At 54.0% G+C, this 23438-nt stretch carries 16 protein-coding genes; 11 read left to right on the plus strand and 5 right to left on the minus strand.

Translation table 11 applies throughout. The features are described 5' to 3' along the window. The first annotated feature begins 5 nt into the window (after nucleotides 1-5). Nucleotides 6-329, plus strand: a complete 324-nt coding sequence (locus IPM20_01975; GenBank protein ID MBK9130400.1) for a hypothetical protein — start codon at nucleotides 6-8, stop codon at nucleotides 327-329. Continuing rightward, nucleotides 326-1891: a conjugal transfer protein TraG N-terminal domain-containing protein gene (locus IPM20_01980; GenBank protein MBK9130401.1), complete on the plus strand. Its 1566-nt coding sequence runs from the start codon at nucleotides 326-328 to the stop codon at nucleotides 1889-1891. Before IPM20_01975 ends, IPM20_01980 begins: the two co-directional genes overlap by 4 nt. Here IPM20_01980 and IPM20_01985 read toward each other — a convergent pair. From IPM20_01985 to IPM20_02005, 5 genes are read right to left on the minus strand one after another with little or no spacing between them, the layout of a single operon-like run. Continuing rightward, nucleotides 1888-2118: a hypothetical protein gene (locus IPM20_01985; protein ID MBK9130402.1), complete on the minus strand. Its 231-nt coding sequence runs from the start codon at nucleotides 2116-2118 to the stop codon at nucleotides 1888-1890. The genes IPM20_01980 and IPM20_01985 overlap by 4 nt on opposite strands. Further along, entirely contained in the window at nucleotides 2115-4964 is a 2850-nt protein-coding gene (locus tag IPM20_01990) for an ATP-binding protein (GenBank protein MBK9130403.1), read from the minus strand. The genes IPM20_01985 and IPM20_01990 overlap by 4 nt, the downstream gene beginning before the upstream one ends. 10 nt (nucleotides 4965-4974) lie before the next feature. Beyond that, on the minus strand, nucleotides 4975-7884 hold the full coding sequence (locus IPM20_01995) for a DUF1156 domain-containing protein (GenBank protein ID MBK9130404.1): 2910 nt from the start codon (nucleotides 7882-7884) through the stop codon (nucleotides 4975-4977). Between the two features lie 9 nt (nucleotides 7885-7893). Then, nucleotides 7894-11469 carry a DUF3883 domain-containing protein gene (locus tag IPM20_02000; protein MBK9130405.1) on the minus strand — a complete coding sequence of 1192 codons (3576 nt, stop codon included), beginning with the start codon at nucleotides 11467-11469 and terminating at the stop codon, nucleotides 7894-7896. Then, on the minus strand, nucleotides 11466-12371 hold the full coding sequence (locus IPM20_02005) for a WYL domain-containing protein (protein ID MBK9130406.1): 906 nt from the start codon (nucleotides 12369-12371) through the stop codon (nucleotides 11466-11468). The genes IPM20_02000 and IPM20_02005 overlap by 4 nt, the downstream gene beginning before the upstream one ends. Before the next feature lie 359 nt (nucleotides 12372-12730). Here IPM20_02005 and IPM20_02010 point away from each other — a divergent pair, with 359 nt between their 5' ends. From IPM20_02010 to IPM20_02050, 9 genes are all read left to right on the plus strand, one after another. After that, entirely contained in the window at nucleotides 12731-14578 is a 1848-nt protein-coding gene (locus IPM20_02010) for an ATPase (GenBank protein MBK9130407.1), read from the plus strand. Next, nucleotides 14578-15423, plus strand: a complete 846-nt coding sequence (locus IPM20_02015) for a hypothetical protein (GenBank protein MBK9130408.1) — start codon at nucleotides 14578-14580, stop codon at nucleotides 15421-15423. Before IPM20_02010 ends, IPM20_02015 begins: the two co-directional genes overlap by 1 nt. Then, nucleotides 15424-16701, plus strand: a complete 1278-nt coding sequence (locus tag IPM20_02020; protein ID MBK9130409.1) for a 7-cyano-7-deazaguanine synthase — start codon at nucleotides 15424-15426, stop codon at nucleotides 16699-16701. After that, entirely contained in the window at nucleotides 16698-17426 is a 729-nt protein-coding gene (locus IPM20_02025) for a TatD family hydrolase (GenBank protein MBK9130410.1), read from the plus strand. The genes IPM20_02020 and IPM20_02025 overlap by 4 nt, the downstream gene beginning before the upstream one ends. A gap of 109 nt (nucleotides 17427-17535) precedes the next feature. Further along, nucleotides 17536-17757, plus strand: a complete 222-nt coding sequence (locus IPM20_02030) for a helix-turn-helix domain-containing protein (GenBank protein MBK9130411.1) — start codon at nucleotides 17536-17538, stop codon at nucleotides 17755-17757. Beyond that, the gene (locus tag IPM20_02035) at nucleotides 17747-18121 is read left to right on the plus strand and encodes a hypothetical protein (protein MBK9130412.1); all 375 of its coding nucleotides are present in this window, start codon (nucleotides 17747-17749) and stop codon (nucleotides 18119-18121) included. Before IPM20_02030 ends, IPM20_02035 begins: the two co-directional genes overlap by 11 nt. Further along, complete coding sequence (locus IPM20_02040; protein MBK9130413.1) at nucleotides 18118-20610, plus strand: Hsp70 family protein; 2493 nt, start codon at nucleotides 18118-18120, stop codon at nucleotides 20608-20610. The genes IPM20_02035 and IPM20_02040 overlap by 4 nt, the downstream gene beginning before the upstream one ends. Nucleotides 20611-20615: 5 nt before the next feature. Next, complete coding sequence (locus IPM20_02045) at nucleotides 20616-22058, plus strand: ATP-binding protein (GenBank protein ID MBK9130414.1); 1443 nt, start codon at nucleotides 20616-20618, stop codon at nucleotides 22056-22058. After that, nucleotides 21997-23421 (plus strand): peptidoglycan-binding protein, encoded by a 1425-nt coding sequence (locus IPM20_02050; GenBank protein ID MBK9130415.1) that lies wholly within the window; start codon nucleotides 21997-21999, stop codon nucleotides 23419-23421. The genes IPM20_02045 and IPM20_02050 overlap by 62 nt, the downstream gene beginning before the upstream one ends. Nucleotides 23422-23438: the final 17 nt, after the last annotated feature.

Below are 23438 nucleotides of genomic sequence, written 5' to 3' on the forward strand. Positions count from 1 at the left end.
CTAGCTTGGCCGCCCTGTTGACAGGGCTGGTCGGTTTTCTACTCATGCACCGGCTGCAGACTGAATCCGTGCAATCCGTCCAGCACAGTCTCGATGTCTGGCGGATGGCTTTGATGCTTATTCGCTGGACATTGATCACCCTTGTTGCACTCAGTTGGAATCATCTTATTGGTTGGTTGGCGAGTGTAGGCACGATCAACCGCGAGAAAGTTGCTTCACTAACAGAGATGCGCTGGCGCGCCGTCACCTGGCTGGTGTTATTGGAACTGGTGTTAGGGCAGGGGGTGCTGGTTAAGGCAGTGAGCCTGGCACTTGGAGCAGTGCCATGAGCGTCGACAGCTATCTGGAACTCTTTACTTCCCTTTTCGGTTGGACCTTCTACGGCATTCTCTGGGATGTGTTGGTCGGTACCGGCATCGTCTATTTGCCGTTCCTGGGGATTCTGATCGACAACTGGCGCGAACCAGCGCAGGGCGGTGAGGTCGGTCATGCCAGCGGTCTCTCGCTGCGGCGCATGGAGATCGAGCTGTTTATCGCGTTACTGGTGGTGGTGCTGGCCGGGCAACCCGCTGCCCTCACGCCACTCAATGCCGGCACCTTGTCCTATTCCCCACCACCAACGCTATTGGATCCAACGCCGGCTGCAGCGACGGTGGCTGTTCCGCAGAGCACCTACGGCACAACGGGCTTCACCGGTACCGCCGCAACCGTTAATGTTCCCGTCTGGTGGTACGGGGTGATTGCACTCAGCTCGGGCTTAAATCACGCCATTGTCGAAGGCCTGCCGACCGTGGCGGATATGCGGACGTTCGAGCAGCAGGCGCATTTGGCCACCATTGCTGATCCACGCCTCAGGCAGGAAGTGAGCGAGTTCTTCAGCCAGTGCTACATTCCGGCGCGTTCCAAATACCAGGCTGAACGACCAAACACAGCGGCCATCAATGGCATTCTCACCACGTACGGGGTCGATGACCCGGATTGGATGGGCTCCCACGTCTATCGGGACACCTCGGGCTATTACGACACCCTGCGCCCAGCCAGCCCAATCACTGGATGGGCATACATCGCGGCCAGAGATACGGAGTATGACGCCACCTCCCCACCGGCCTGGGGCAAACCCCACTGCAAACAGTGGTGGGAAGACGCGGCCATTGGATTGCGGGGAAAGCTGGTTACTGAGGCAGATGCCACCTCGGCCGGCTTCTCCGGACTGGTAGTCGCCATCGCGCCCGCTCTGGCCAGCGAACAGCAAAACGACGCCGTCGCCAAAACCGTACTGACCAACGCGCCGCCCTCCTGGTCGAACAATGAGTTAATCGCCAACAACGCATCCGGAGCAGGGTTGGTCAACACCGCCGGATCTATCATCAAAGGTGGTCTCGCCACCGGTGGTGTGATCACCGCATCAGCCCTGTTTTCCGTAACCATGACGGCCGTCTTACAATCACTGCCCATGGTGCAGGCCATTATGCTGTTGGGTATCTATGCACTGCTGCCATTGGTGGTGGTTTTGTCCCGCTACTCCATTGCCATGATGGTGGTGGGCGGCATGGCCATCTTCACCATCAAGTTTTGGACGGTACTTTGGTACCTGGCAATGTGGGTGGATCAAAACCTGATTCTGTCCATGTATCCCGACGTTAACGTTTTCCTGCAGATCTTCGCCAACCCTGGCGAACACGATGCCAAGCGCATGCTGCTGAATATGATTACCACCAGCCTCTATCTGGGACTGCCGCTGTTGTGGAGTGGGATGATGGCGTGGGCGGGGGTGAAAGTCGGTAGGTCGATTGAGTCGGCAGCGAACCCGATCAAGGCGCCAGCGCAGGATGCTGGCAATCAGGGAGGAAGTATCGGCAAGATGGTGCTGACCAAAGGTAAGAAACGTTAGTCGTTTTCGTACCAGCCGGTAGCATCGGTGCCGTCATCGAGTTTCCCTGTTCTGTAATTCAGGGCTCCGCCTCGAACAGCACTGGAGACTGCATCATCAGACGTGGTGTCAGCGCTTTCAGCCAGCATACCAAGCATACTGCGCAGTAACTGGCCGACCGCTGCAAAAATAGCGAAGACGGCTAGCAATATCTTTTGCAAACGAGGCCTTTCTTTTACTGTTGTCACGACTCTTCCTCAAATTCCGCAGAGCTAAATTTCAACACATTACAATTCTCTTTGACAGTTCGCTGCATTGATTCATTGAATCCGTCCTGGCTATTGGCCTCAATCTCCACGGATATCCTGACATTCACGCCGAGCTTGGCAGTGAACTGCTGTACGACTTCATCCATGATGGTGGCAAAGTCCATTTTGGCTTTGACCGGGTCGAGCGAAATAGTGCCGTAGAACTGCTTCTTGGTTGCTGGTGGTGTAGTTGTGCCCGCACCTCCTGACCCACCGGGCGATGGGGTTGGTGTTCCCGTGCCGCCCGTTCCACCAGCTGGTGTTGTTGTGCTTCCGGATTCACCGCCCACACCACCGGGCTCAGGGCTAGGCTGAGGTGCTTGTTGCGTACGCTCGCGGTAAGCGACGGCTGTCTCGCGATCTATCAAGAGAGAAGATTCATCCACTGTGGCTATAGAACTACGTCCGAACGTGAACCCGAGGTAACGGTCGCCTTCCTTGGCGGAGGCGAAGGCAAAGTAGTCTTCGCTTTCCACGCCCTGGGTGATGGCATTACGGAAAACGCTATCGTTAACAAGCCGTGGCAGGTACAGGTAGTGACAACAGTCCTGCCAGACCTTCAACGCACTGACGTCGTTTATGCCTTCTTTCAGGTACCATTGCTTAAGTACATTGCGAAGGTGAATAGGAGACCACTCGTAGATCATCCACTCCTCTTCCCGCAATTTCTCCTCGATCGCCTGAATCAAGTTGGGCGCTGCGGGGGAGACGGAAACGACTTCCCAATTGAGAGTCGGCTTGCCCTTTATGAACTCTTCTACGGGGGCGATTAACCATTTGTAAGTTTCACGCACCAGTTGGGCAAGCGACTGATCTGCACCATCGCGGTTACGCTTGGCCTGATTCAAATGAGACAAATCCTGATTCAAGTGGCCATTTTCGATATCTGTGGCAATGGACTGCCACGCCAGGAAAATGCGGGCCTGCTCCTTGAGCCGGCCAACCACATCGTAGTCGGGAGCGAGGAAAATCAGGCGATTTTGTTTCTGCCGTGGTTGATCGCCGCGGTTGCGCAAAATCTCTTCTGCGGCAGAAAATGCCTGGTTGGTCTCACTGCGACTGTAGGCCGTGTTTGTCGGCAACACGACCAGTCGCGGGCCCGTGCCATAGTCATCTGGGACATCGACGGACGGTGTAAAGACATGCACGCCACCGAACTGATGATTGCGCCCGAAAACCTGGGTGACTCGTGTTTTTAACAATGGCAAAAGTTCATCACGTTCGTTGATGTTCTGCTTGCGGCTCTCCATTTCCCGGCGCAGGTTGGGTTTGGTATCCAGCCAGAATCGGTCTTTGTCGGAATAAAGATAATGCAGTCGATCACGTAAGCGCTTGAGCACGTCTTCAAATACACCGAGCGTTTGACCGGGTTGTGCCGCGCCCAGCAGGATGCGTTCGACCTGAACGCCGCGAATCATTTGCTCAGTGGTTGATGGTGCGCTGCCGAGAAAAATGGTCCGGGCAGTGCGGCGTGCGGCTTGCACGCTGCCGAACAGGGTGTGGTGGCCATCGATGTCATAGGGCGCCGAGCGGGTGCCATCCACTTCCCGTTCAATCACGGGCTCCCACCCTTGAGGAAGGTAGTGAATGCTCTTGTTGCGCACGTTGCCATCTTCCAGTGGTAATGAGCCAGGCATGATCAGCGCGTCTTTGTTATCTGAATTCCATAGGCGGTGGATAACAATGGCCATATATTGAAGTACGCCACGGGTGCGCTGGAATTTTTCAAGTGTGGACCAGTCCTCGTACAAGCGATCGAAAATCTCCGGGTGGATCGGGTAAGACCGGCAAAGGCGCTCAAAGTACTCGTTGGATTGTGTTTCGACTGGAAACTTTTCGGCGTTCTGACGATAAAAGTCAGAGAACTGACGGCTGATACCCTCCACCTCTGCGCGTTCACCCGGGTTCTCAAACAATCTGCGACGCACAATCTCGAACGCTTCCTCGGTGCCTACCGGCTTCCAGACGGACTCAACTCGTGCGAAGTACTTCTCCAGCGAGTTAAGGGCGCGCTGGCCCATGGTGCCTCCGGCTTCCACCTCCGATTCAGGCAGTGAGGCTAATAGAATGGCGTTGGGCACAGCCTTCAGGGCTTCGGTGAGCGCCTGGATAAAACTGACGTTGCTATCGAATGTGCCAGCCTTATATTGCTTGCCAAGCTCCAGTTGGCGAATAAACGCCACCAGCTCATCCACCAGAATCACGCATGGGGCTGCCTTGCTGATCAACTCGGTGAGAACCTCTTTTCCGGGAGAGGTGCCGTCAGCGTCGCTGTCGGCGACCATCTGATAACCCTCATCCCCCAGCAGTTGCCAGGCCAGCTCGCCCCACAGTGTGTTGGCCGTTACGCTCCCGTACTTCCTGGGCTGGCTGGGCGACAGTTTTATGCCGTCGATTACCGCCACTCTGGCCGAGGGAAGACTCTGAATACCTGCTTCGTCCAATACCGGAGGAATGCCCGTGAGTTTGTCGGTGCCCACCTTGCGCGAGGCCAGGTGAAACACGGCCAACAAGGTATGGGTCTTGCCGCCACCGAAGGCTGTTTGCAATTGAATGACCGGGTCGCCACCAAGCCCGGCCAACCGCTGCGCTACGGAGATGAGCAACAGGCGCATGCCTTCAGTGATATAGGTGCGTGAAAAAAACATCTCCGCATCCTGATACTCTGCAGTGGCTGTGCCATTGGCTACCTGAGTGATGTCAGCCGCAAACTCGGACTGCTTGAAGGTGCCTTCCAGAACATCCTTGTGCGGTGTGGCAATTTCTCGCCAGGGTTTCAAACTCATGCTTTAGTCCTCAAAAATCCAGTCCGAGCTCGGCTTGCGAGCCGCTGTGGCCAACCTCGTGGGAGGCGGTGACAATGGCGTGCCAGGAACCGATCAATTCGTTGTAGGCGCGGGCATCTTCGGCCCACTTTTTGCGTTCGCACAGGGTGTACAGGTGATAGGCGAGCTGTCGAATGGGTTCGCCTTTCTCTGGCATCTTGGCCAGTAGTTCGCCAGCGGCGGATTCACCTTGGTTATTAAGACTGCGAATCATCTGGTGGCAGGCTTCCCAGACAGGGGTGCGGTTGTCTGTAATGGGGTCCCAGTCGGCTTCGTACTCCGCCCATTTCAACAGGCGAACCTTGCCGCCACCGGAATCGACGACCCCGGCTGTATCTACGCCATCTACCGTTGTGCCCTTTGCTTGCGCCAGCACGTTCGCTTCACCAAAGGGGCCAATACTCCAGCCGTACTGATCGAACCAGCTGGAGCAGAATTGTGTGTCGGCATCGAAGCTGCCGGAATCCGGGCTGAGATATTCCGTGATGGCGCGATTTATCAGGATGAGTGCATCATGTACGCTCATCCGTGAGCCATCCTGGTTCAGTACGGCTTCGTATTTAGAGTAGATGGCCATACCTGGTCCAATCGCGGCCTGGGCTAAATCCACGGGAGCGATGGGTGTGGTACCTGTTTCTCCGCCAATCATGGCTTCTAATGCGTCGGGCATCTGTTCACGCAGTTCACGTTGGAAGTCGCGGCGTGAAGCAGAGTCGGCTTCGATTTCACGTTTTTTACATACCAAAACAACAGATGAAGCGAGAGCATTGGCGCCCGATCCGACCATTCGATTTGCCATTTCAGTGCGCATGGGCCAAGTACCATCAATGGAGAAGCCTGCGCGAATAACCGCTTCCAAAAAGGTTTCCCAACCTGTACTTGCAGTGCTGCCTTCTTTGGTTTCCGCCTGCTTAAAAGCGTAATAAATAGTGACGGGAAAGGCCGGATGACCTTTCTCCGCCAAATTGTGTATTGCCAGAGTCATACCATCTAAAAAGAAGGTTTCAGCCTTTTCTTTGCTTCCGTGCCGATATGGCGTGGCTACTAATTCTTCAGCTTTTGGCACGGCCATAGTTAAAAACAAGTCAGGATAAATGGCCCTTAACGACCGGCGCATCCATACATAGAAAAAGTCGGACAAATCTGCATAACCAATATTGTCATAGTAGGGTGGGTCGGTTGAGATGATTTTATTAATGCTAGTGTTCTGTGTGGCGGCGTCTTGCTGATGAGCGAAACCAAGACTATTGGCTGGAGTGTTCGCTAATGCCTTAGATGTCCAATCCGTCATTGCAATCCAATTTCCTGAGGAGTTGCAAAAGGGGTTAGCTTCAACGTAATCCCAAGTCATGGGAATAGCCTGCCTGCCGAAAGTATTTCGAATAAGTTCTTTGCTCGAGTGCCAGCTACAAATTGATGACCAATAATCTGAAACTTTGTCTGATACAAAGCCCAAATAAACAGCCAAAGCATCTCCGTAAGCGGTCGCACCTTTGCCTCCAGCATTAATACCTATTCCATCGTCTGTCATGCCGGTTGCTTTGGCATCAGCGATGGCTTTATCGCGGGCTTCCTGCACCAGGTCGGAGAAGGTAGTCAAGGCCACCAGTTGGCGGGGTGTGAAGAGGTCGCCGTATTTACTCAAACCATACAGTTGAGTTCTGATATCTCGTGGATTGTGGTTAATCTCAGTTTCCGGTCGCCAGCTTGGCATTGCAGAATTAGCAACTGCTTCTATCTCATCTGTTGGAGATAGATAGACCCGACCAGATTTTCCTTCCACGACGATCGCCATCAATCGTTGTTTAAATGTGCCTGCCTGCCCCTGTCTTCTGATCTCGGTTACGGGGATGGGTGTTTCTGAGACAAGACATTTGAAGTTGCCGCCACGCCCAATTTTTGTACCATCTTTGGCCTCCGCTGGCGGCTTTCCTGCCCGTACCTTAAAAACATAGCTGTCACTCTCAACTACAGGCACCACATAGGCTTCGTTACCTTTTTTGCTCGATAGAACGAAACTGGAGGCCAGAGGCACATCCACGTGGCTGAAAGCCGGGTTAGGGCTTTTTACGGTTCTGGCCCAGAGCCAGGCGATAACAGTCAGTACCTGTCCCTGATAAGGTTTCAGGTCGGGTCGTTCAGCGACCATCTCTGGCGTGATCTTGATCGTGGGGTAGAGATTACCGATACGCCTGAACGCTTCCTCCCGCATCCAGTGGCCGTAACGACGCACATCCTCGGCCATTCCTCTGGCGCCTGACCAGTCATCCATCAGGTTGTCTTGCTTCTCGCCTTTGGGCGGAGGACCTACTGGTCCTTGCCCGGCAAACTTCGGTGGGATCTCAATCATGGCTTTGTTGATCATCACGGCCACTGGATTTAAGTCACTGGCATAGCTTTCTAATCCCAGTCGCTGCGCCTCCAGTGGGATCGCCCCTCCGCCGGCAAATGGATCATGAAAGGCCGGGAGTTTGTCCGGGTTGAACAGTTCTGCTGCTTGGGGGTGATTGCGGTTTAGATAACACGTTTCACGCCAGCTTTCCCATATCGCGTCACGAGCCCGACTCAGTACTTCCTGATTATTGATGTTTTCCCACTTCACCAGGTCACGGATTATCTGAAAGAGCTTCTCGCGTTTGATCTCGGCCTCTTTCTTGTTAACCCCATACTTGAAGCCTTCTCCCTGCTGGTATCCGGGATCATTGACCATTTGCGCAAACAACACAGCCCTTGCTGCTGCCAAAGGTCGGCGCGCCCACCACAGATGTAAGGTTGATGGATGACCGTGCCGAATTGACTTTTCTCGCGCGGCCGCTGCATTGATGTCATCCAGCGGAAGTGCGACCTCAATCAGTTTTTTTGGTGTTTTTATTTCGGCCATTGATAAACCTTAGATGGTCAGTTCCGGTGACACTGCCTTGGAAAGCAGATCACTCAAGTCATAGTTGATACTGGCCACGCCAAAGTCGGGCTCAGTACTGAAAGGGTTGCGGATGTAGTGTGGGCCTTCGTGGCTGTCGCCATCGACGATCACAACGGCCAGCAGGAATTTATCCGTCTGGTTAAGCGCATAGATGATTTCATTGCGGCTGACCGTAATGGTGCTTTGCCCTTTTGCGCGGCCTTTCACTTCAATATGTCGATCCGGCTTAATCGAGCCATCAGGGTTGGCGGGTGGGCGGGCGGTGACGTCCCAGCCGCATTTTTCAGCAGACATATCTTTCACTTCGTGACCAAAGCCCTGTTCCACAGCTATGACGGCACTCATCGCCACCATCTCTACGCGTGCGCGGGCCTCGGCGTCGGCGCAGAAGGTGGTCTCGCCTTTGCGTTGCGCCAATAGACCTTGCGGAATGACCAACGCGCCACCAATGACCACGGGCGTACTTGAGACTACGGCCTTCATGGCCTCCAGTTCCCGCTTGCGCTGGTTCAGGCGTTCAGTGAGTTCATCTACCCGGCGGCGCGCCATCTCAGGCTGCATGCGCGGTTGTTTACCGGCGGCGACATCGTCACTGAGTTTGATGTAACGGTCGGACCAGTAATTGATCTCCTTGACCAGTCGTTCATTGACCGCTGCCAGCACCTTGTCGGCCTGATGTTCACGGCGGGCTTTCACCTCCTGGTAGTGTTCCGGAACGAGGTGTTGGGATGCATGGTTGAGTGCCAGGCCTTCAAGGTCTGCACTAATCCACGGGGCATTGAGAATGTCCTGCACCAGTTTCAGGTCACTCTTTCCTCCTTCTGACAAGCAGGCATCAATGGGCTGCAGGTCGAGGTGCGGTGCCCAGCCGGCGTGAAAAGCCTTGCCATGCTGGTCGATCTCCACGAACTGCAAGCGCCGGGAAGCGACCCTGGGCTTGTCGTGCTGATCATTCGCTGGCGCTTCACGAACGCTGTGATCCACCATAAACAGTATGCGTGGTTCTACACCGTCATCGTTGGGATCCACCAGTATCGCACCTTGCTTGAGCTTGCTGCGGTGTGCTGAGAGGATCAGGTCGGTGGTGGCATGCATCAGCGGATGGCCGGGGTGGATCAAGTCAGCCATTGGCTTGCCGTGGGCGCGAACCAGGTCTTTCTCGAAACAGATCCGCTCGTACTTCTTTAATACTGGCGTGCGGCTTTCACCAATGATCCGGTCACGCTCGCGAATGGAGGCTGGCACATGCCGCACCTCGTATCGACCGGCCTCGCGGGGTCGCATTTCGCCGGTGAGGTTCTGAAATGCCTCGGTGAAAAAGGCACGGATAAAGTAGGGCTGCAACTTGCGAGCCTCGGCTTTTTCCATCTCCTCTTTGACAGCATAAAGATCTTCCAGGCTCATATGCTGTTCAACCAGAGCATTGCGCCGGAGGATTTCTTTCAGGTGATCAGTATCTAAAGCCTTGCCAAAAAAACTTTCCTGATAGGCGTGACGTGCCTCATCTGATTCGCTAGACCTGATTGCCTCTACCAGCAAATCTTTTAATGATTTGCCCTCAAATACTTCGCCCAGAATGTCAAAGACCTTACCGCCGAGAGCCTTTTTTTCGATCTCAATTTTGTCGAATAGTCGTTGAAAGACTTCACCTTCTCTCGTTTCACTGGCGATCAGATTCCATAGGTGGCACACCTCTGTTTGACCAATGCGATGGATACGGCCAAAGCGCTGTTCCAGGCGGTTGGGGTTCCAGGGCAGATCGTAATTGACCATCAGGTTAGCGTTTTGCAGGTTCACACCTTCACCAGCGGCATCGGTGGCCACCAGAACCTGTACGTCACGATTGTTGCGGAATTCTTCCTGAGCCTTACGTCGATCATCACGATTGACGCCACCGTGAATGGTGATAACCGCCTCGGGCCTGCCCAGCATGCCGCGGATACGGCCTACCAGATAATTGAGGGTATCTTTGTGCTCGGTGAAGATGATCAGCTTGCGGCGGCTGCCGGACTCTGTATACATCTCAGGCCGGTCCTGCAGCAGATGAGAAAGCTCTTCCCATTTTTTGTCATTGCCCGACTGCACGACTCCCAACGCCTGGTGTTCCAGATCCTTCAGAATCAGAATTTCCGCTTCTAACTCAGGGATGGTTTCGGCTGCGGTGGCTTGGTCGACGACCTGGTCAGCATAGAGCTCATATTCTTCTGCGCTCAGCTCTTCGTCTAACTCATCGAAATTATCCGGCAGGTCGATCTGCCTTTTTACTGTGTATTCACCAAGGGTTTCTGCGACACCTTTCTGAACGCTGTGGCCACGAGCGACCAGCTTCATCTCATCCAAGCGAGATTCAAGACGTTTGCGCCGGCGCTTCAGCGATTGGTAGATCGCTTCTGGACTTGAGGCGAGGCGACGCTGCAGTTGTGTGAGTGCAAAGCCAACTGTGCCCCGGCGTTTACCATCCAGATTGTCGGCGCGGTTCATCTCATTGCGGACGTAGTCGGTCACTTGCGCGTAAAGCGCTGCTTCTGCATCGGAGAGGTCATAGTTCGCGCTGTATGCGCGGCGCTCGGGGAAGAGTGGCGTGCCATCAAACTTGAGTAGTTCCTCTTTCACCATGCGACGCATCATGTCTGAGACATCTACCTTGTGCGCGCCTTCGCGAAACTTGCCGTAGAAGCGATCGCCATCCAGCAGCGAAAGCCAGATCTGAAAGTCTTCTTCCTTGCCATTGTGCGGCGTGGCTGTCATTAACAAAAAGTGACGGGTGATAGAGCCGAGCAACTCACCCAGTAAAAAGCGCTTGGTCTTGTTGACCTTGTTGCCGAAGTAATTGGCCGAGAGTTTGTGGGCCTCGTCAACGATGATGAGATCCCACTCAGTGTTCTTCAGCTTTTCCTGGTACTCCTCATTACGCGATAGCTGGTCTAGGCGGCAGAGGAGTTGATTCTGTTCGTCGAAGTAGTTACCGGATGCACACTGTTCCTGCTTCTCACGGCTGAAGATTTCGAACTGGACGCCGAATTTCTCCAACAATTCGTCCTGCCACTGCTCGGTGAGACCGCCGGGAGAGACGATCAGAATGCGTTTGGCATCGGCCCGCATCAACAGTTCGCGGATCAGTAAGCCAGCCATAATGGTCTTGCCGGCGCCGGGGTCATCAGCCAGCACAAACCGCAGTGGCTGCCGGGGTAGCATGGCTTCGTAGACCGCAGAGATTTGGTGGGGCAGCGGCTCGACGTTAGAGGTGTGTACTGCCATCATAGGGTCAAACAGGGCGGCCTGTGAGATACGGTATGCCTCAAGCCCGAGTTTGAAATCTTCACCTGGCGCATCGAAGGCCCATGGTCGACCAGCCTGCGCCAGCTCAAGCCGTGCTTCGTCGGAGCGGAAGAGCATTTGCTCACCCAGACGGCCTTGGTTGTCTTTGTAGTAGACAGTGATTGCACTATCGCCGACCGGCTCGACCTGGACGATGCGGACAATTTCATTGCCCTGTATGCCTAAAACCTGTGCGTCCTTTTTGATGTCTTCGAGTTTGATCATGAGCCCTCCGTGGCGACGCGGTTGTTCTGGTTGTAGCCGGGAGCGATGATCAGATTTTCCACGCCGTACAGCGCTTGTCTGTTCTTGAGCCAGAGGTGGTACTCCGGGCCTTCCAGGCTATGCTCTGCTGAGCAATCGACATTCCAGCGCCGGAGGACGTAACCGGCAACGGCAGCCCGAACATTGACCTTCAGTACGCCGTTTTCCATGGCGTAATCTGTTTCGATGGTCTTCGGGTGTTTCAGGCTGGGATGGGGGACGATTTCCAGCTCGACCACGCGATTCCATTGGATGTCGGATTCCCGACCTTCGTGCTCTTTTACCGGCCCGTCCAGAATTTCCGGATCTGAGATGCGGGTGACAACAAAATCCGCGAATCTTGACTGCTTCCGGTCATAGCCACGGACATGCCAGCGCAAACCATTGTCAACCAATACGAAGGGTACGATCTCGCGCGTAGTTCGGCCGCTGCTCAGAGAGCGATACACGATTTTGCTCGGCTTGTGCTGATGAATGGCGCGGGTCAGTGCTGACAAGGTATTCAGGTCAGGGTGATTGAGCTGCGCCGGGGCTTCACAAGCCACCAGCGCCTTGTGCTTCCCCACGAAGTCGTCGCCGAACCCATATGCGAGCGCTGCCATGGCCTGGCTGGGCGAATAATCGAACAACGGCTCAAAGGATGTGCCCCGTATGTAGACCTTGGCCTTGGTGTCATATTCCAGATTTTCCGGGGCGAGATCCTTGTACAAAGTGATGTCTCTGGTTGCCGCAGCCTCCTTGATGCCGAAGCGGCTCACGAGGTCGTTTCGGCCAATAGTCCCCAAGAAATGCGCCTTGAAATCGATGTGCGATAGCCGCTCTTTTTGCGTTTGGTTGATATCCAATGGGATGGCCTTGGGCATGCTTGCTTCCGGTGTGGCTCGATTCGGATTCAGTCTTGCGCCTATGATATTAAAGATATTAGAAGCATGTCAATATGATTTGTTGACATCATCAATATGATTATGATCAAATACGCGGGATTATCTGTTGCGTTTAGCCGGGCGCTAAAGGTCACCCGACTGATTTTTCCTGGGGCGAGTTATGAGTTTTCGAGAGGCGAGCGGAGGGGCAAGAAAAGGTTGGCGGGCAGCGCAGTGGGTGCGCTCACGTTCTACTTGTCCCCGCTCCATTGTGACTAGCAACTGCTGTTGTGTATAGCATCGTTGGCGTGATCGTCGGTAGTTCATACGAACCTGATTAATCAATAGGAATTGCATGGATGTGGCCAGATAACGAAACAGAACGTGATTACCTGAATTTCGGTGGGGTGGCCGAGACGGTTGCTGAAATCACCGTGCAGGCCCAAGGCAGGCCGATTTCTATTGGAGTATCTGGCGCTTGGGGCGTTGGCAAATCATCAATGATAAAGCTGATTCGCACTGCCCTTACCGAAAAGGACAAAAGTGAGCCAGCCCGATTTATCTATGTGGAGTTCAATGCGTGGCTTTATCAAGGCTACGACGATGCCCGAGCAGCGCTACTTGAAGTTATTGCAACTAAATTAAATGAAGAAGCTGAAAAGCGAAAAAGCGGTGTCGACAAGGCGAAAGAGCTTTTGCATCGCGTCAACTGGCTGCGCGCAGCCAAACTGGGCGCTGGTTCAGCGCTCGCACTCGCGCTGGGGCTCCCACCAACAGGCTTGATCGGTGACGTAGTTAGAGTTGGCCGGAAGGTGATTGGAGAAGGGGCCGGTGCAGAAGAAGCACAGGAAGCGGCCGACGCAGTATCAGAAGTAATTACGACTACAGAAGGCCTAATCAAGGCGAAGCCAGAACTGTCTCCGCCGCGCGAGATCCATGCTATTCGTGAATGCTTTGAGCAGACGTTAGCCGAGATGGGGGTAACGCTCGTTGTGCTCATCGACGACCTGGATCGCTGTCTTCCACCTACCACGATCTCCACGCTCGAAGCTATTCGGCTGTTTCTCTTCCTGGACAACACGGCATTTGTAATCGCAGCCGACGATGCAATGATTAAACATGCGGTCCGACAGCATTTTGGGGAAGTTGATGACGACTTGGTTATTAACTATTTCGACAAGCTTATCCAGATCCCCATCCGTGTTCCTCCTCTTGGTACGCAGGAAGTTCGAGCCTATATGATGCTTCTGTTTATCGAGACTACCGATATAGACGATACCCTCAAGGAAGGAATCCGTGAGGCGGTTTGTTCCCAACTTGCCAAAAGTTGGCGTGGCGAGCGTGTAGACCGGGCATTCATTCAGTCAGTTTATAAAGAAGCGCCGCCGGAGCTGGTGGCGCGTTTTGACACTGCCGATCGCCTCGCTCCCATCATGGTTAGCGCCAGTCAAATCTCTGGAAACCCACGATTGGTCAAGCGTTTTCTAAACGCGCTCTCAATCAGAATGGCAATCTCGCGTGCTCATGACGTAGGCGTTGATGAAGCGGTATTGGCGAAGATGTTGCTGTTCGAGCGCTGCGGTAATCCCAAGGCTTACGATGCTTTGATCGCAGCTGTGAACAATGATCCCGAAGGCAAGCCGGTCTTCCTGGCTGAATGGGAGCAGAAAGCTACTTCTGGCGCAGAGGTTGAGCTGGAGCCGCTTTGGAACGATCGCTTTATTCGAGAATGGCTCACGATCACACCACCGCTCGCTGACACAGATCTGCGAGGAGTGCTTTATGTCAGCAGAGAGCATGCACCACTGATTACACCGGAAGACCGGTTGTCATCAGAAGGAGCAGAACTACTAACGGCTATCCTCACAAGTCCTGATATGGCGGCGAGTCTGCATGATCGTCTTGCGGTGCTGGCACGTCCAGAGACCACCGTAATTATGGACCGCATACTCGAACAGGCGCGGCGCGAGCAGGAATGGGGTACGCCGGCGATCCTGGATGCGTGTATCGCCGTTGCCAAGGCCGATCCGTCACTTGGGACGCGCGTCGCAGGCTTCTTGAGCGAGCGACCTCTTGGCCAAATTAAGCCAGGTATCGTACCCAAAATCAGCGACCAGCAGTGGGTTGCTGAAGTGTTTGCGCGATGGAAGGACGCTGACGTGAGCGCTCCCGTTAAAAAGGCAATTGAAGCTGTGGAGAAGAGCTGATGGGCACTTCGTCGTCGAGCTCCGGCTCTCCTTCTGGCACGCCTATGGTGCCGCCTTGGGTGCCAGACCCGGTGCCACCTGTCGATGGCCCCGGTGATGACGAGAGTGCGCCGCCGGAAAGCGACGCGCCAGATGAGGCAGTGCAGCAGCCAGCCCAGCCTGTACCCATAGCCCCTCCTGCACGTTTTGGCGGTGCGCGCACTAGGCTCGGCCGCTTTGCTCGCACAGGCTTAGCCGACGATATGCGAAAAGGCGTAGGGCACTACGTCCACAAAGGGCTGGGTGGTAGTGGCACGGCAGTGCGCCGCCTTGGTGGTACCGCCCGCACTGCCGGCACGCTGTTTGGTGCGTTATCAGCGGCAGCCGCAGGCCAGGCATCAGGCCCGGGAAATGAGCTGAACCCGACTGTTCTCGCTGGTCGCAGTGCTGACGAAATAATGAGCGCCGTCGTTGAGGCTGTGCGTCCCGTAGACGGCACGCAAGACGGTGAGGCCAGTCGCGCCGCTATCGGCAAAGCACTTTCCGAGCTGCTTACACAGTTTCCGGACGCCGACCTGCTCAACCTGTCAGAGACGCAACGGGTGCTTGCAGTTGAGCGCTTTATTGCATGGGACGTGTTCAACCGATTTGAGCTTGATCTTGGCAAGACGATTCAGGAAAAAGCACCAAGTGTTGCGAGCGCTCTTTCCCGCCTTAAAGAAGTGAGGGACTTCATTACGCAAACGGTCGCAGCGAGTTTCAGAAAGCTGTCGACCGACGCAACCGCTCTTGGCAGCAACAAGGTTGCCGCAATTGTCCGAGATGCACTAGGGCTGGCAATTGGTGTATTCGAGGGGTATCTGTAAATGAGAATTATCTGTGGTCCCTCCAACTCAAAGTTCGGGCGCCTGCGCAAAGACGACTTGCGGTGCATTCTGTATGGTTCTGCGGAGAATTCCTATCACGGTTCGGCTGGCGGGACACTTCTCAAACACGTTCAGAGTCTTAAGCTATCCCCATCGCCTCGCGCGTGGGATCTGCTGTCGCTCGCTCTCTCGGTCATCTGTGCGGATACAGCTGTCCAGCGCGGCGAGAGCCCGGATGGTTGGACCCGCCAGATTTCTCTTACCGTCGCGGTGAGTGATCCAGATTTCTGGACAACTCAGCGCTCGCTTATCGAAGATCAGCTTAAGTTCCTTACAACCGATTTATGGGCTCTGCAATTCGTGGGTTATGGCCTTTACCCTAAACCAAGCAAAGTTCCCAAGCTTCCGGATGGCGATTGCGTTACCTTGCTCTCGGGCGGCCTTGACAGCTTTGTCGGTACTATCGACCTCGTCGCTGACGGTAAGGCCCCATTTGCTGTCAGTCAGGTTGCGGCAGGTGATAAGCAATCGCAAGCGGACTTTGCTGCGAAGATCGGTGGCGGACTTAATCATCTGCAACTGAATCACAACGTCAAATGTCCGTGCGAGAATGAACGTTCACAACGCGCCCGATCATTCATCTTCCTTGCCTATGGCGTTCTGGCTGCTAGTGCGCAGAAGCACTACCACGATGGTGAGCGCGTTGACCTTTATATTTGCGAAAACGGGTTGATATCGATCAATCCGCCTCTCACGCCGGCCCGGCTCGGTAGTCTTAGCACGAGGACGACCCACCCGGTTTTTCTGGGATTATTTCAGAGGCTGCTCGATGTTGCTGAACTGCGGATTGCAGTTCGCAATCCATATCAATTTAGGACGAAAGGCGAAATGCTCCTTGAATGTAAGGACCAGGCATTTCTTAGGAAGCACGCTGCAGAGACAACTAGTTGTGGACGCTATGCGCGCAATGGCTGGCAACACTGCGGGAGGTGCTTTCCGTGTCTGATCAGACGCGCTGCATTCCATGCTTGGGGAAAAGACGATAGGACAAAATATGTCTATGCCGATCTGTCGAAGAATGATTCGCAGCACGCCCGATATGATGACGTACGATGCGCAGCGATGGCAGCGGCGCTTGTCGATGCATATGGACTAGACGCGCTTGCGACTAACAATCTCAATGCCTTAGCTATGGGCGATCTTACCCCTTATAAGGCCATACTTACTCGTGGAATCAGGGAAGTTGGTCAGTTTCTGGCAGCAGCAGGTGTTCGATGATCGACTTTCACTGTCACGTCGATCTATACCCTGACCCGCATGCGATTGCCCGGAAATGTCGTGAGCGAAAGCTAAACGTGTTGTCTGTGACCACGACACCTAGCGCGTGGGCAGGTACCTCGGCTCTAGGCGGAGGCGCTATCATAACGGCGCTTGGTCTGCACCCTCAACTCGCACATGAGAGAAAGGGTGAGTTGCCGTTGTTCGATCGCATACTGCCTGGCAGCGCTTATGTAGGCGAGGTCGGATTGGATGGCGCGCCTGAGTTCAAGACACATTGGCAAGACCAAATCGATGTCTTTCGACACATACTTGGCGCGTGCACCGAAGCCGGTGGAAGGGTTATGTCAATTCACAGTCGGCGTGCAAGTACGCCGGTACTTGACCTGTTAGAGCTGTATCCGGAGTCGGGCACACCGATTCTTCATTGGTTCACCGGGACAGCGCGTGAGCTGGATCGGGCTATTTCTCTGGGATGTTGGTTTAGTGTTGGGCCTGCGATGCTCAGGAGCAAACTTGGAAAGGACTTAGTGATGCGCATGCCTCGAGAGCGTGTACTTACAGAGTCAGACGGACCCTTTGCACAAATAAAAGAAAGATCGATTTTCCCCTGGGAGGTAAATCTTGCGGAAGCAAAGTTAGCGGACCTCTGGGACTCCGATCCGGGGTCTACGGAGCAGTTGCTGAGTGAAAATCTGAATATTCTCTTGTCAATTGGTAGGTAACTTTAGTCGGAGTGATGGAGTGGCATTAAAGTCAATATCCGCCATCTCACTGTTGTAGGTATGAAGCGTTTACACTATTCTGACCAAAATTGACGGATTTTCCTTCGCCATGCCTGACGAGTCAGTGGACGCAGAGATTCTTACGATCAAGGAGGTTGCCCTCTATCTGAAGGTCACCGAGCGGACTATCTATCGCTTGGCAGCGGACAAAAAAATCCCCGGCTTCAAGGTGGGTGGGGCTTGGCGATTTTCCAGGAAGGAAATCGATCAGTGGATTCGGCGTCAGTCTGAAGACCAGCATCGGGACGCGGGTGAGCACGATGACAAGTGAACAGGACGATACGAACGACCAGCTGGAACGATCCCTGATCGATGTTGCAGTCGAGAGCTGGAGATTTGCCCGACTGTTCTCCCGTCTTGTCAACAAATTGGATGCTGGTGAAGCCACTCGTTATGTTAACCAGCTTCGCTACTTCCAGAAAAAGGTCGAAGAGAGCCTTGAGGCCAGTGGCCTGAAAATTGTGAATGTGGAAGGCCATCCATTCGACCCGGGAATAGCTGCATCCGCACTCAACATCGGCGATTTCGGTCCTGATGATGAGTTGCTGGTTGATCAAATGGTGGAGCCTATCATCATGGGACCAGAGGGCTTGCGGAAGCAGGGCACGGTAATGCTTAGGAAGGTGCATGCATGAAATACGTCGGAATCGATCTCGGAACAACAAACAGTGCAATTTGCTCCTATGACGGAGAGTCGGTGCGCCTTTACAAAAGTCCCGATCAAAATGACGTCACGCCATCGGCTATTTTTATTGATAGGCGAGGCAACAAATACTTGGGCAAGCGGGCCTATGATAATGCCGCCAAAAACCCTGATAACGCTGCTACAAAATTCAAGCGAATGATGGGGACGAGCACGCCCGTAAAGCTTGCTGCGGTAGATATTGTCATGACTCCGGAGGAGTGTTCATCCGAGATTCTCAAGCTCTGCTTTGGGTATTTACCGGAGGAAATCAGAAACGGCGGAGAAACCGGAACCGTAATCACCGTTCCTGCCGCTTTTAATCAGATGCAAAAGGACGCCACATTGGCTGCAGCCGAAATGGCTGGCCTTGGCAGCGTCGCGTTGATGCAAGAGCCGGTTGCGGCTGTCATGTGTGTTATGAAGCAGCGCAAAGGTGACGGCGTTTTTCTGGTGTTCGATCTGGGTGGTGGGACACTGGATATTGCGATTGCCGAAAGTATTAGCGGCCGGGTAAGCCTGCTGGCTCATGGTGGTGTCGCGATGTGCGGTGGCACCGACTTCGATCGCGCCATACTTGATAACGTTGTCAAGCCATGGATTGTTTCGAACTTTGATCTTCCCGAAGATTTCAGTGCTAACCCGAAGTACAAGTCTCTTCTGAGGATGTGTCTTTGGGCCTCAGAAAAGGCAAAGATCGAGCTGTCTGCAAAAGAGGACGCTGTCATCAGCCTCACAGAATCTGATCTCGGCATTAATGATGAGTCTGGTTCTGAAATCTATGTCGACATCCCTTTTACCAGAGAGCTTCTCGATAACTTAATCGCTGGCAAGATCGATGAATCTATCCAATCGGCCCGAGAGACCCTCGAGAAGGCCGGGTTGAGCCCTCATGATGTTGAGCGCGTCGTGTTTATCGGCGGACCGACACAATACAAACCACTGCGAGATCGGGTCGCGTTCGAGCTTGGTATCGCACCATCCACCGACATGAACCCTATGACGGCTGTCGCAGAGGGTGCAGCCGTTTTTGCAGAATCGATCGACTGGAGTTCACAAAGCCGCGGTCGGAAAAGTGCTAGAGGCGCACTCAGCACGGGAGGCTCGTTGGACCTCTCTTTCAACTACATCGCACGAACGCCAGACTCGAAGGCGAAAATTGTAGCGAAGCTTGGCGGGAATGCTGCGGCTGGAGTTGAGTTTCAGATCAATAGTCTGGATACAGGATGGGATTCCGGGCGAATGGCTCTAAAGGATGGAGCTGCAGTCGAGGTGACGCTTGCGAAACCCGGGGAAAACACTTTTAAGGTTTGGGTGTTTGACCCTAAGGGTGGGCCCGTCGCCTTGGGCGAGGACAAAATCGTTATTTCTAGAACGGCAGCCAGTATTGATGCGATTCCAGCGTCCCATTCCATTTCCGTGGCGGCAAAGGACAAGATAGGTGGCCCCGTAATTCTCGCTTACCTCGTCAAGGAGGGAGAACAGTTGCCAAAAAGGGGAAAGGCCACCTTCAAAGCAGAAGAATCGTTGCGTGCAGGTTCATCTGGTTCCCTCAACTTTCAACTTTGGGAAGGAGACATAATTGAACCTATCAGTGACAACCGATTCATCGGGCTCTTTAAGATAACCGGAAAAGACTTTGACGATGGAGTAATCGCTGCCGGAGCGGAATTGATTTGCGAGTATGAGGTGCTGGATTCAGGCAACATTATAATGGAGGTTTCTGTGCCTTCGATAGGAGGATCGTTCCATAGCGGGCGAAACTTCTATTCCCGTCAGGAAGGCGGGATCGACTATACGCAGGCGTCTCAGCAAGTCGAAGAGCAGGGTGGCCTTGTACTTCAACGTCTAGAGGAAATGGCCTCAAAGATCGACGACCCGCGACTGGATCAGGCGCGAGAAAAGCTTGAGCAAGCGGAGTCGATTGGCAGTGGTGAGTCTGATCCCGAAACGGCAAAGCAGGCGATGGACAATGTTCAGGAAGCCAAGCGGCTATTGGCTCTTGCGCGCCAGGAGCACTTACCGGACATCCGCCAGCTAGAGCTGGATAAAGCAGTTGAGTTTTTCGATAAGGCGGTTCGAGAGTATGCTCGCCCTACCGAGTCCAATGCTTTCGACAATCTCGCCAAAACTGCCCAGCGTTCGATTGACAACAACAATCGCGACTTCGAATCGCATCTGGACGAGCTGCGTGGAAAGAACTTTATGATCCTGTGGCGTCAGGACTGGTTCGTAATCGATCGCTTTAAATGGCTTGCACAGGACACTTACCTGTTCCCTGATGCAAGAGAGCATGCGGAGTTAGTCGCAACTGGCGCCGAGGCGCTCAAGGCGAACGATATCGATAAACTGCGTTTGGTAGTCGCACATCTTGACTCGGTACGCATTGGCTCAGCGGGCGAGGATGAAATGATGGCTGGCGCAAATATAGTTCGGAGTTAACTAATATGCCCCTCGATGCGTGGCTCCCTGTTGGGTACAAATTGCCGGATGGCGTTAAGGTCCGCGTTGCTGTCTCTGAGGGGGTGAATTGGCAAATTTACGAAAACCAGGGCGGCGGGCGAGCGCTCGTAGTTCAGGACGAACTTGCCAGCCGATGGATATATGCAGGGCTAATCACGGAAGGGCCTATTAGGTTCTTTGATTTCGGCACCCAGCGATACGGGGCTATTGCTTGCGGCGCAGAACAGGTGCTGTGCCCGGTTGTAGATGGAAACTCGCCTGACACGAAGGCCGAGGCTTTGTCGTTCGCGTTGGCGCTGAAGGCGACCCGCGACATAGATTCAGACTCACCGTTGCAGGACGCTCTCTACGTCGAAAAGTTCAGCCGTCTCTTACCTACTTACAGCATTACAGCAAGAACCGACGATGATGTAGTACTTGGTTACTGGCTCACAGGTGGAGCGACTGTGTCTGCGAAATCGTTTCGTCGACTTCGTCAGACCATGAGTTGGCTAAGTGCAAGTCACCTACAGGAGGTTGTTCAAGCTGCTGGGTTCGAAGTTGCTGAAGTTATACCGGCTGACCGGTCTCGAAGCTCGCCTTCGCGGCCAGATAACAAGCAAGCAGAGCGTACGGATCGAAAAGAAGAGCCGCGTGATCAGCAACACGCGTCGACAGCCTTTGAATTGGCTGGGCGACCTGACCTCGCCGCCTTCTTCAATGAGCATATCGTTGACATCATCCAAAACCGTGATCGTTATAAGGCTCTTGGTATTGAGTTCCCGTCGGCCATAGTTTTGCACGGACCTCCCGGATGTGGAAAGACGTTTGCGGTAGAGCGACTGATCGACTTCCTCGGGTGGCCAAGCTTTCAGATTGACGCTTCCAGCGTTGCTAGCCCCTACATTCATGAAACCAGCAAGAAGGTAGCCGAGGTTTTTGATAAGGCGATGGAGAATGCACCGTCTGTGTTGGTTATCGACGAGATGGAGGCATTTCTGGCGGATCGGGAGACCGGTTCCGGCCATCATCGTGTCGAGGAAGTTGCTGAATTCCTGCGCCGGATTCCAGAAGCTGCAAAGAACGACGTGCTTATTGTCGCGATGACAAACCGTGTCGATATGATTGATCCGGCCATCTTGAGGCGGGGCCGCTTTGATCATGTGGTCAATGTTGACTTTGCCAGCGAAGTAGAAGTGCTCTCATTGCTGGAGAAGTTGCTGTCAACCTTACCCAAAGAGGATGACGTTGACCCGACGCCATTTGCCCAGGAGCTCGCTGGGCGACCGTTATCAGATGTGGCTTTTGTTGTCCGCGAGGGAGCTAGGCTTGCGGCACGGGCTGGCAAGGACAGATTGGATCAGGACAGCCTGCTCACAGCAATGCATGCGGCACCAGCCAGAGAGCGCGAAGGCGCTAAGAGGCACCCGATTGGCTTCATCCGGTAAAGCTAACGTGAACGATGAAGAAGAAAAAAAACAGGGCGAGGGCAAAGGTTTTGCGGGTCTGTCATCAATGGTGTCAGATGTTGATGACGTCGTAAGCAGTAAACCGAAACAGCCCCAGAAGCCCCACTCTGAACCGCATCCAAAACAGACTGCCGGCGGTAGTCAGCAGCCGAAACAAACGTCAACCAAACCTACCTCGCAGACATATCAGGCACCTGCACAACCATCGGGCGGCTCATCAGCGGGCAAGTGGTTTGTGGGAATTGCTGTGGTTATTGGCCTCATCTGGCTTGCTAACCAATCAGACAACAGCAGGCCATCGAAGTCGGGTTATTCCCCAGGATCTTCTTCAACTTCCACAGCGCCGGCCAGCCAACCAGTAATCGCGCAGCCCCAGGCGCCGAGTCGTCCATCTGAAAGCAAGCCTTCCGTTGGTCGAAACAATGTCCTTTCAACTGCGCAGATCCGCTACTGTTTGGCCGAGAAAATCCGGCTGGATGCAGCAGAGGCGGTTATCAATAATTACAGCGATTCGGACGTGGATCGCTTCAATGGGTATGTCAACGACTATAACAGCCGTTGTGGTGAGTTCCGGTACCGCCAGGGCGCCCTGGAGAGCGCTCGAAGAGATGTCGATCCATACCGTAGTCAATTACAGGCCGAAGGGCGGAACAGATTTGTTCGTAGCCCTGCTACAACAGCGAGAACTCAAGAGTCTACACCAGCATCTAAGCCGTCTCGCCCTACGCCAGACGCAACGGTGCTGGCTATTCAGCGTCGCTTGAATGAGCTCGGGTATAACGCGGGGACACCTGATGGGCTATTTGGGAACAAAACGCGGGCGGCCATCCAGGCATTTCAGGGAGATAATGGAATTACCGTTGACGGTGTTGCTAGTAGCAAACTACTTGCTCTGCTCGAGCTAGCCCAAGCGGTTTCCGGGTCCTCTAATAATTCTGCTCCGAAGCAGAATGCGGCTTTAGGCGGGAATGTAGCGCCGCCAAGAGCTAATAGTCAGTCAGAGCCAACACGTGATCAACGAAATTACAACAAGTGTATAGACGGCCGCTATCCAGCGTTGTGCGACCATACATTACTTACCCCTTCGGAGGCTGCTAGGGTCGATGCGGCAGAACGGAGAGCGAATTTCGAAAAATGTATAGATGGTCGGTATCCAGCGCTTTGCAACCATTCGTTGCTAACCCAATCGGAGGCGGTCAGGGTTGACGCGGCCGAGCGGAAAGCAAATTTTGATAAGTGTATAGATGGGCGATACCCGGCTTTATGTGACCACAGTCGATTATCCTCACAAGAGGCATCTCTAGTTAGAGATGCTGAAAGACGAGCAGGCCGGAGTTATTAGAGTTGCTTAGGGAAGCT

Source organism: Gammaproteobacteria bacterium, assembly GCA_016716465.1.
Classification (GTDB): domain Bacteria; phylum Pseudomonadota; class Gammaproteobacteria; order SZUA-140; family SZUA-140; genus JADJWH01.